Source organism: Flavobacterium sp. KMS (assembly GCF_000813005.1).
Classification (GTDB): domain Bacteria; phylum Bacteroidota; class Bacteroidia; order Flavobacteriales; family Flavobacteriaceae; genus Flavobacterium.
The window spans coordinates 19,510-28,081 of sequence record NZ_JSYP01000037.1 but is presented as its reverse complement, the minus strand read 5'-3'; the positions used below and the strand labels follow the sequence as shown (position 1 = coordinate 28,081).

10 protein-coding genes are annotated in these 8,572 nt (G+C 31.2%); 4 read left to right on the top strand and 6 right to left on the bottom strand.

What is annotated here, in order from left to right:
- Positions 1–280: 280 nt before the first annotated feature.
- The 6 genes from OA93_RS23255 to OA93_RS23230 all read right to left on the bottom strand — a co-directional run bounded on the left by OA93_RS23255 (position 281) and on the right by OA93_RS23230 (position 3,951).
- A complete protein-coding gene (locus OA93_RS23255) occupies positions 281–706 on the bottom strand; it encodes a hypothetical protein (protein ID WP_039116584.1) in 426 nt (141 codons plus the stop codon).
- A gap of 64 nt (positions 707–770) precedes the next feature.
- Positions 771–1,673 carry a PhzF family phenazine biosynthesis protein gene (locus OA93_RS23250; RefSeq protein ID WP_039116582.1) on the bottom strand — a complete coding sequence of 301 codons (903 nt, stop codon included), beginning with the start codon at positions 1,671–1,673 and terminating at the stop codon, positions 771–773.
- Between the two features lie 80 nt (positions 1,674–1,753).
- Positions 1,754–2,239: a hypothetical protein gene (locus tag OA93_RS23245; protein ID WP_039116581.1), complete on the bottom strand. Its 486-nt coding sequence runs from the start codon at positions 2,237–2,239 to the stop codon at positions 1,754–1,756.
- A 93-nt stretch (positions 2,240–2,332) separates the two neighbouring features.
- The gene (locus tag OA93_RS23240) at positions 2,333–2,761 is read right to left on the bottom strand and encodes a hypothetical protein (protein WP_039116578.1); all 429 of its coding nucleotides are present in this window, start codon (positions 2,759–2,761) and stop codon (positions 2,333–2,335) included.
- A gap of 89 nt (positions 2,762–2,850) precedes the next feature.
- A complete protein-coding gene (locus tag OA93_RS23235; protein WP_039116576.1) occupies positions 2,851–3,612 on the bottom strand; it encodes an MBL fold metallo-hydrolase in 762 nt (253 codons plus the stop codon).
- 6 nt (positions 3,613–3,618) lie between these two features.
- Positions 3,619–3,951 (bottom strand): hypothetical protein, encoded by a 333-nt coding sequence (locus OA93_RS23230; protein ID WP_131474523.1) that lies wholly within the window; start codon positions 3,949–3,951, stop codon positions 3,619–3,621.
- A gap of 263 nt (positions 3,952–4,214) precedes the next feature.
- Between OA93_RS23230 and OA93_RS25225 the strand changes: the two genes are divergently transcribed.
- The 4 genes from OA93_RS25225 to OA93_RS23215 all read left to right on the top strand — a co-directional run bounded on the left by OA93_RS25225 (position 4,215) and on the right by OA93_RS23215 (position 8,550).
- Positions 4,215–4,385, top strand: a complete 171-nt coding sequence (locus tag OA93_RS25225) for a hypothetical protein (RefSeq protein ID WP_165572136.1) — start codon at positions 4,215–4,217, stop codon at positions 4,383–4,385.
- Positions 4,386–4,455: 70 nt separating this feature from the next.
- Positions 4,456–4,995, top strand: a complete 540-nt coding sequence (locus tag OA93_RS23225) for a DUF4375 domain-containing protein (RefSeq protein WP_039116573.1) — start codon at positions 4,456–4,458, stop codon at positions 4,993–4,995.
- A gap of 404 nt (positions 4,996–5,399) precedes the next feature.
- On the top strand, positions 5,400–6,671 hold the full coding sequence (serS, locus tag OA93_RS23220) for a serine--tRNA ligase (RefSeq protein WP_039116572.1): 1,272 nt from the start codon (positions 5,400–5,402) through the stop codon (positions 6,669–6,671).
- A gap of 100 nt (positions 6,672–6,771) precedes the next feature.
- A complete protein-coding gene (locus OA93_RS23215) occupies positions 6,772–8,550 on the top strand; it encodes a tetratricopeptide repeat protein (protein ID WP_039116570.1) in 1,779 nt (592 codons plus the stop codon).
- The last annotated feature ends 22 nt before the right edge of the window (positions 8,551–8,572 follow it).

Below are 8,572 nucleotides of genomic sequence, written 5' to 3'. Positions count from 1 at the left end.
TTTTTTTTTTTTTTTCTCTTTCCTCCCTCTGCGGTTAAAACCTGAAGTGTTATTTATGCTAAAAACAGTTTTGCGTCTCAGCGATTTTGCGAGAAACTATTTTAAGTTTTACAAGTAAAAAATCTTTGCGAGACTCTGTGTAAATTTTGTGAAGCTTTGCGGTATAATTTTAGCGCGTTTATGGAGAATAAAATTTAAATCTTCCCCCTTAATTTTATTAATCTAAGTGGTGTAGTAATGAAATTGGTTCTAATAGATATAAATTTAGAGTTAACATGATTTATTTTGCTAATAACTCGTGCTTGCTATTTTTTCTATAAAAATAAGTTGAGATGTATACAATTAATAGATATGGTGAGTAAATTAGAAAAAACATAAAAGCTTTAAGTGGCCAACCAATTCCTAGCGTATTTTTTTCTAGTTCTTTTACTTTTTCTAAATTTTCAAGGGCTACATTTTTAAATCTTTCAATATCGTTCATAGCATCAAAATCAAATCCATAATAAGAAAGTAGAATCTCATTTGAAAAGCTTCCCCACCATCCTACAATTAAAACGAGAATAAAAGTTGTTATGATGCTGGTGATTAAGTATATGATGAATATGTTTTTAGTATTTCGTTTATATATTTTATTTAATATTACAATTGGTAAAACGATTAAAGTTATTATTGATATAAATGTTATTATTTTTATTATAATCTCCATGAAGTGGTTATGTTGGTAGTTGTAGGAAAGAATTAAAAAGAAATCTAATCTGGTTTGATTTTATCTAAATATAAAGTTCGCCACGCATTGTTATAGCTGAAGATCCACCAACTAAAATATCACTTTGTCTACTCATTACTTCTATTATTGAGGATTGATTTAATTTTACGCCTTGTAGAATCTTATATTCTTTGTTTGGTTGTGTATACTTATTTTTTGTCAAAAAACCGATTAGAGGGCCTGCAGCAGTTCCAGTAGCAGCATCTTCTTCTATTCCGATTATTGGATTGAAAAACCTGGCTTCAACAATATTATCTTGATCTTCATCAGTAATAGTAAAACAATAAAAACCTTCAAATTGATGTTCTTTTGAAATTTCGATTAAAAGTTTGTTGTCAGGAGTGCAGCCGTTGAGTAATTGGCTATTTCTAATCGGAACCATTACGTGCGAAACTTCTGTTTGTACCACAGTTGGAACGAGCATATTAACTTCTAAATCTTCTATTTTTAAACCTAATGCTATTGCTATTTTATAAGTAGGGACTTGGTGTTTTATAATAGCTTGTTTTTGATGCATTTGTACAATAGGATATTGTGTGACTGAATCAAAACTTGCTGTTACTCGTATCGGGGCATTTTTCATGATTACAAAACGATTGTTTTCATCTTGCTCATTAAATATTGGTATTTTTTTTAATAATGCACCACAAACGGCACCTAATAAATTGTGTCCAGCTCCGTCTATCTCAAAGCCTATTGGAGTAAAAGAACGAACATTAAGAGCCTTTTGTACTTTAGAATAATAAACAAATGAAGTCTCAGAATAACCAAATTCCTTTGCAATATTTTGATAAACTTCTAAATCTAAATTTCCATCAGTAAAAACGACAGACAAAGGGTTTCCTTTGTAACTTGTATTAGAGAATACATCTAAAACATAGTATTCTAATGCTATTCTTCCCATCATTATTTATATTTTTAAATGCTTATTTTTTTGATATGTTCGCTTGTTAAAAATACAATTATAATAATTTATATCTAGTAGATTTATTCGTCTAATTCTTTCCAACAAATGTCTATTTCTCGTTGAACTTGTTTTTCGAGTTTAGGAAGTTCATTTGTAACCCAAAACTGGCTTTCTCTAGTCAAATAATATTTGTCTTCGTTAAGTTTAAATTTCATGGTTTCTGTAATCATCGAAATCATTTCATGTACTTCTGATGTTCCATTTGCAAAATTTGGACTGACTAAATATTTTAAAATATCCTTTTCATATTTCGGTTTGTAGTATAAAATATGAGTAACTATAGGAAAATAGAAGTAAAAATAACTATAAGTATTTGAGTGATATTGGATTTTATTAAATTCGGAGATTAAAACATCAGATTGTAAATCGGGAGTTTCAGAATTTAATTCTTTTAATAATTCAAAAGTTTTTTCAGCACTTGGAGTTAAATTCCCCATTCTTTTAAGATATGAGAATGCTTTTTCAAATTCTGAGTTTTGATTGTTTATCCAATTAAAAGCGTTCAATTTAGTATTTGATTTAATGTTATGTGGTTTGAAATATGTACTAATTTAAAACAGAATACTGTAAAGTTTATATGAGATTTTGACAGTCGAGATCTATTGTTTAATACTTATTTTTAAATTACTGAAGTTGTTGATTTTTTCAAATTCAGTCATGAAAGAATTTACTTCTAGGATACTATCATTTTCTGCTTTCAATTTAAGTAAGTTAAATTCTTCTCCGCTTATTTCTCTAAAATAAGCTTGTGTTTCCATATTAGAAGCATTTAATGGATAATTTTCGGGTATTTCTTGTGCTGTTAACTTTCTTAATATTTTAGTGTAGATTTTATTTGATAGTTCAGTTTTAGAGATAGAAATTTCAATTATTAGTTGACTGTTTCTATTTAGATAATTCTGAATTCTTTCGTAAAATTCACTTTCACAATTTTTATTGGAGTCGAATAGATTTAATTTACGAAGAAGTTGAATCTTAAAATCACCAACATTTTCATAGTCTACCAATTTGATTTTTCGAGTGTCCATTTAAATCAACGTTATATAATTTTTTTAGAACAGATATAATTCTTGTATTCTGATTGAAAGTATTTAAGATGTTATCTTGTTTTGCAAGCTTACTTCTCGTAAAGTTTAAACTCTTTGATGTCATGATATCCAAAAACTGCTATTTCAGGATGCTCATTTATTAAATTTCTTATTTTATCTAAACTGTTTAATCTTAAATCATTGTTGTCTGCCCTCATTTTGGCTAACTGATTTACGGGATGCTCACTATCATTAAGTTCTAGTCTCATGTAATATGCGTCTGCAATGTAAAACATCCATTTACTGTCTGTTTTTATTACTACGCCACAATGTCCTGAAGTATGTCCGAAAAGAGGAACAAGAAAAATTTCTGTTTCGGTATTTGTAATGACTTTTCTAGCTTCAAATCCGAACCAATTAAAGTCGGATTTTCCATAAGTTTTAATCGTTGGATTATGTGCTAATGGTGTTTTTAAGTATCTTGAATTTCCTGAATTGAAGTTTTCATATTCTTCGATTCCTACGTGAACTGTTGCATTAGGAAAATCGGCAAGGCCTCCTATGTGGTCGTTATCGAGATGGGAAATAACGCAATCAGTAACTTTTTCAGGGTTAAGTCCTAATTTCTCGATTTGCCTTATGGCGGTTTGATTTTCGTTAAAGCTATAGCCAACAATATCTATAAGTTGTTGGCCGATTCTTTCTAATGGTTTTTGGATGTCTAAAAGTCCAATACCAGTATCAATTAAAATGAGTTTATCATTCTCTTCAATCAATAGGCAATGTCCACAGACATTATCGTTAACTGGTGAAACAATTTTAACACAGTTTAAATGATGTATTTTTGGCATGCGGTTTTAATATGAAGCGTTAACTGTTTTTATAATTAAAACGCCTACTCCCTCAGTATCTCCATAAAGACTAATTGCTTTTTGTCTGTCAACAGTTGTAATCTTTAGAATTTGATTTTTTGAAAATGTAAGTTTCTTTTTTTCTAAGTCTTGATAAGTATATGTTACTCCATCTACAATAAGCATTGGCTCATTTGTAATAACTTTATTAGTAGCCATTTGTATAATAGTATCTGAAAGATAGAGTCTTTCTGTTCCTTTATCTTGTAGTTCATATCGACTTTGAGAATACATTGAGAAGGATAAAAGTGAAATAGCTGCAATAAAAAATTTTTTCATAGGTATAATATTTTAATAGAATTTGGGCGATGAATAATTTTAATTCAATGCTAAAATAGTGTTTTTTGTTACATAATAATATTGTGAATTTATATTTCTTATGAAAATGGGTTTGCGTTAGGGATAGCAGCGGATAGCCCACAGCCTGACGGAGGAAGTGCGAGGACTTGTAGTGAATAGCCCGACCCGGAGGGAAACGCCCAGTAAATTATTCCCATTCAGTTTCATATCTTTGTAAGCGGAATTAAATAAGCATAGAAATCATGGCAAAAGGACCTGAAAAAAATACCAAAAACAAGGCTTTGCATACCAAATTGCTAAACCGAAAAAAGACTAAACTTCAGGAGGAGAAAAAAGCAAAAGCATTACGTTTGAAAGCTTTGGTTACAAAAATGAATGAAAAAATGGGTAAGGACGGATTAGATGGGATATAAATCAGATTGTATTTCTTTTCTGGTTTAATTTAACTGAAATTTGCAAAACAAAATCTAAACATAAAACAAGATGGAATTCGGTAGAATAATAGTTTCTGAAACGGCAATGAATAGTGAGAATCTTCAAGATATAATTCACTCTAATATTTCGGTAATTAACTTAATGCGTGAGGAAGGTATTGATGATGACTTGATTCATGAGGATGCTTTGATGAGTTATTATTTAGATTATTACACTTCGCAATGTACAGAGGGAAATTTTGCTCAATTTGTATATAATTCGAGTTGGAATGCTGAGTTAAATGAGTTAATCGAAGAAGGTTTGGCTTTGTTTGGTGCCGAAAAACACTTGGAATTATTCCAACAACAAAGCAAAAAAGTAAAATTAATGAGCAGCGTAAAACTTAATAAATTCCTTAAAGGAAAATTAGAAGGTGTAAACCCAATAAGAGATTTGCTTAACAATGATACTTTTTATGAAATAGAAGAAAACCTGGTTACGTTGAACGCTAATTTTTTAAAATCACATCCTGATTTAGAAGTTCTTTCGGTAGATGATATGTTTGCTACTCTGGAGGAATTTGTGGGTCATGAAATTAAAAGGGCTTAAGCAAGGTTCTTAGGTTCAGAGTAGCAAAGGTTCAAAGGGTGAGTTTGTGTGAAATGGAGTTTGTGAAAAGAGAGAAGGAAGATTTAAGATGCAAGAAGAAAGAGGGACTAGAGAACAATGATATTGTAAAGTTATCAGAATTATATTTGGTAACTAATTGATCCTTAGACTCTACTCAGGAGGGCAAAGTATTGTATTTATTTCTATTTAATTAAACTTTTGGGAGTCTTTGTGCAACTTTGTGATCCTTTGACTCCGCTCAGGAAGACAACAGTTTGTGGAATAATATTCTTTTATAAGTAAGAAATTACCTTTCGCTATAAACTTTGTCCCATTCTTAGCAAACATTTCCTTAAATTTGCTTCCTTAATATATAAATATACAATAGTTACAAAATTTAAGCTATGTTACAAATCGCATTTATTAGAGAAAATCAGGAAAAAGTAATCACAGCTTTGGCAAAACGAAATATCGATGCCAAAAGCGCTGTTGAAGAAGTGGTGCAACTAGATGAAAAACGTCGTGCAACTCAAGTTGAGTTGGATAACATTTTGTCTGAATCTAATAAATTATCCAAAGATATTGGCGAATTGATGAAAGCGGGTGAAAAATCTAAAGCCGCAATCTTAAAAGAGAAAACAGTTGTATTAAAAGAAAAAAGTAAAGAGTTAGCAGACAAAGCTGATGTTTTGGCTCAGGATTTAACTCAAAAACTATACGCATTGCCAAACCTTCCAGCTGATATTGTACCAGCAGGGAAAACTCCAGAAGACAATTTGAATGTTTTTGAAGAGGGGGAAATTCCAGTTTTACATGAAGGTGCACAACCACATTGGGATTTGGTAAAAAAATATGATATTATCGATTTTGAGCTTGGTGTAAAAATAGCTGGTGCTGGATTTCCTGTTTATAAAGGAAAAGGTGCTAGATTACAACGTGCTTTAATCAATTATTTTTTAGATAAAAATACTGCCGCAGGATATAATGAAGTGCAAGTTCCGCATTTAGTAAATGAAGCTTCAGGATATGGAACAGGACAATTGCCAGACAAAGAAGGACAAATGTATCATTCGACTATTGACGATTTATACTTAATCCCAACTGCCGAAGTTCCTGTTACAAATTTATTCCGTGATGTTATTTTGAGCGAAAGCGAATTACCTGTTTTACATACAGCATATACGCCTTGTTTCCGTCGTGAGGCGGGTTCTTATGGAGCTCACGTACGTGGATTAAACCGTTTGCACCAATTTGACAAAGTAGAAATTGTACGTGTTGAGCATCCTGATAATTCATACAAAGCGCTTGACGGAATGGTGGAGCATGTGAAAAATATTTTGCAAGAATTAAAATTACCATACAGAATTTTACGTTTGTGTGGTGGTGATATGGGTTTTACAGCAGCATTGACATATGACTTTGAAGTTTTCTCTACAGCACAAGATCGTTGGTTAGAGATTAGTTCAGTTTCTAACTTCGAAACTTTTCAAGCGAACCGTTTGAAATTACGTTTTAAAGATAAAGACGGAAAAAATCAATTGGCTCATACATTAAACGGAAGTTCATTGGCTTTGCCAAGGGTACTTGCGGGAATTCTTGAAAATTACCAAACACCAGAGGGAATCGTAATTCCAGAAGTATTACGACCATACTGTGGGTTTGATATTATAGACTAATCTTTTTAGTAAACAGTATTCGGTTGCAGTTTTCAGTCCAGTTTGGAAACTGAAAACTGTCACTGAGACTGAATACTAAAACTGTAACTAAAAACCGAAGATGAAAAAGCTCTTTCTATTTATTACTTTATCATTCTCGCTATTTACATTTGCTCAAAATGAACAATTAGCGCAATATTATTACGATAAAGGTGATTTTGAAAAAGCAAAAATCAGCTATCAGGAATTGTTGGATACTAATCCTTCGAACACACAATATTTTTATCGAACTATTGATTGTTACCAACAACTACAACAGTTTGATGTAGCCGAAAAAATTATCCAAAATCGATTTAATAAGTACAAACAAGGTACTATTTTAATTGAACTGGGATATAATTTTCAATTACAAAAAAATGATGCTAAAGCCAAAAACTTCTACGACCAGGCTTTAGATAAAATCTCTACAAATCCTAATGAGGTATTTGGTATTGCCAATTCTTTTGAGAAAAAAGTGTTATTGGAATATGCTTTAAAAGCATATCAAATGGCATCTAAAATTCAGCCTAGCTTTAATTTTAATTTTCAGATTGGTTTACTCTACGGACAAATGGGTAAGACTGATATGATGATTGAAACTTTGTTGACAGAATCTAATGAAAATCAACAAAACACTCCATTAATTCAGAGTCAGTTATCAAGGTTTATGGCAGATGCTGCCGATACAAGTTTCAATGACGCATTACGAAAAGCACTTATTTTAAGAACTCAAAAAGACCAAGATGTTTTTTGGAATCATTATTTGAGTTGGTTTTATGTGCAACAAAAAGAGTTTGCGAAAGCATTTATTCAGGAAAAAGCCATTTACAAACGTGATCCTGAATCACTTTCGAGCATTGTTAATTTGGCTCAGTTTGCGATTGATGATGAAGATCCCGAAGCAGCTCAGGAGATTTTAGCTTTTGTTCTGGAGAATACAAAAGATTTAAGTTTGCTTGTACAGGCAAATACCTATTTGTATAAAATAAAAATTGATAAAGCAACCGAAAAAGAATATCCAGCAATTAATACAGGACTCCAAGAATTGCTAACAACTTACGGCATAAGTCCTTTTACCTTATCTTTGCAATTAATTCAAGCACATTTTTTGGCTTTTGATTTAAAAAAATCGGAAGAAGCAAAAACGATTGTTAAGAATGCACTCGAATTACAACTGAATGATTATCAAAAAGCAGAGGCTAAAATGGAATTAGCAGATATTTTACTTTTTGAAGAAAAATTTAATCAGGCGTTATTGTATTATTCACAAATAGAATTGGATCTTAAAAACGATGTTATGGCGCATGAAGCGAGTTTAAAAGCTGCCAAAACGAGTTATTTCAAAACTGATTTTGTATGGGCTTTAAAACAGTTTAAAGAGTTGAAATCGGCTAATACACAGTTGATTGCAAATGATGCTTTGGAGTATTTTTTATTGATAAATGATAATACAGTTGCCGATTCTACACAAACGGCTTTGAAGCAATTTGCAAAGGGAGACTATCTTATATATCAAAATAGAAATCAAGATGCGATAGCTCAATTTCAAAATATATTAAAAACTTTTAAAGGACAAGAAATAGAAGCCGTAACTTTGCTGCGATTAGGACAAATTTACGAAGACTTAGGCGATTATAATTCGGCTTTAAGTCAATACCAATTGATTATCGATCAACATAGTGACGGAATCTATATTGATGAAGCATTGTTCTTTTCGGCAGAAATTTACAATAAGAAATTACAGGATTTTGAAAAGGCAAAAGTCTTATATGAGAAAGTAATTTTTAACCATCAGGATAGTATTTATTTTGTAGATGCCAGAAAGAGATACAGGGAATTGCGAGGCGATACCAATTTATAGCTAGGTTTAATTGGTTATTCGT

What these genes read in the sequence shown, in the direction of transcription:
- OA93_RS25225 (WP_165572136.1), top strand. Translation starts at nt 4,215, where the DNA reads ATGGCAAAAGGACCTGAAAAAAATACCAAAAACAAGGCTTTGCATACC.
- OA93_RS23225 (WP_039116573.1), top strand. Translation starts at nt 4,456, where the DNA reads ATGGAATTCGGTAGAATAATAGTTTCTGAAACGGCAATGAATAGTGAG.
- serS (WP_039116572.1), top strand. Translation starts at nt 5,400, where the DNA reads ATGTTACAAATCGCATTTATTAGAGAAAATCAGGAAAAAGTAATCACA.
- OA93_RS23255 (WP_039116584.1), bottom strand. Translation starts at nt 706, where the DNA reads ATGGAGATTATAATAAAAATAATAACATTTATATCAATAATAACTTTA.
- OA93_RS23250 (WP_039116582.1), bottom strand. Translation starts at nt 1,673, where the DNA reads ATGATGGGAAGAATAGCATTAGAATACTATGTTTTAGATGTATTCTCT.
- OA93_RS23215 (WP_039116570.1), top strand. Translation starts at nt 6,772, where the DNA reads ATGAAAAAGCTCTTTCTATTTATTACTTTATCATTCTCGCTATTTACA.
- OA93_RS23235 (WP_039116576.1), bottom strand. Translation starts at nt 3,612, where the DNA reads ATGCCAAAAATACATCATTTAAACTGTGTTAAAATTGTTTCACCAGTT.
- OA93_RS23240 (WP_039116578.1), bottom strand. Translation starts at nt 2,761, where the DNA reads ATGGACACTCGAAAAATCAAATTGGTAGACTATGAAAATGTTGGTGAT.
- OA93_RS23230 (WP_131474523.1), bottom strand. Translation starts at nt 3,951, where the DNA reads ATGAAAAAATTTTTTATTGCAGCTATTTCACTTTTATCCTTCTCAATG.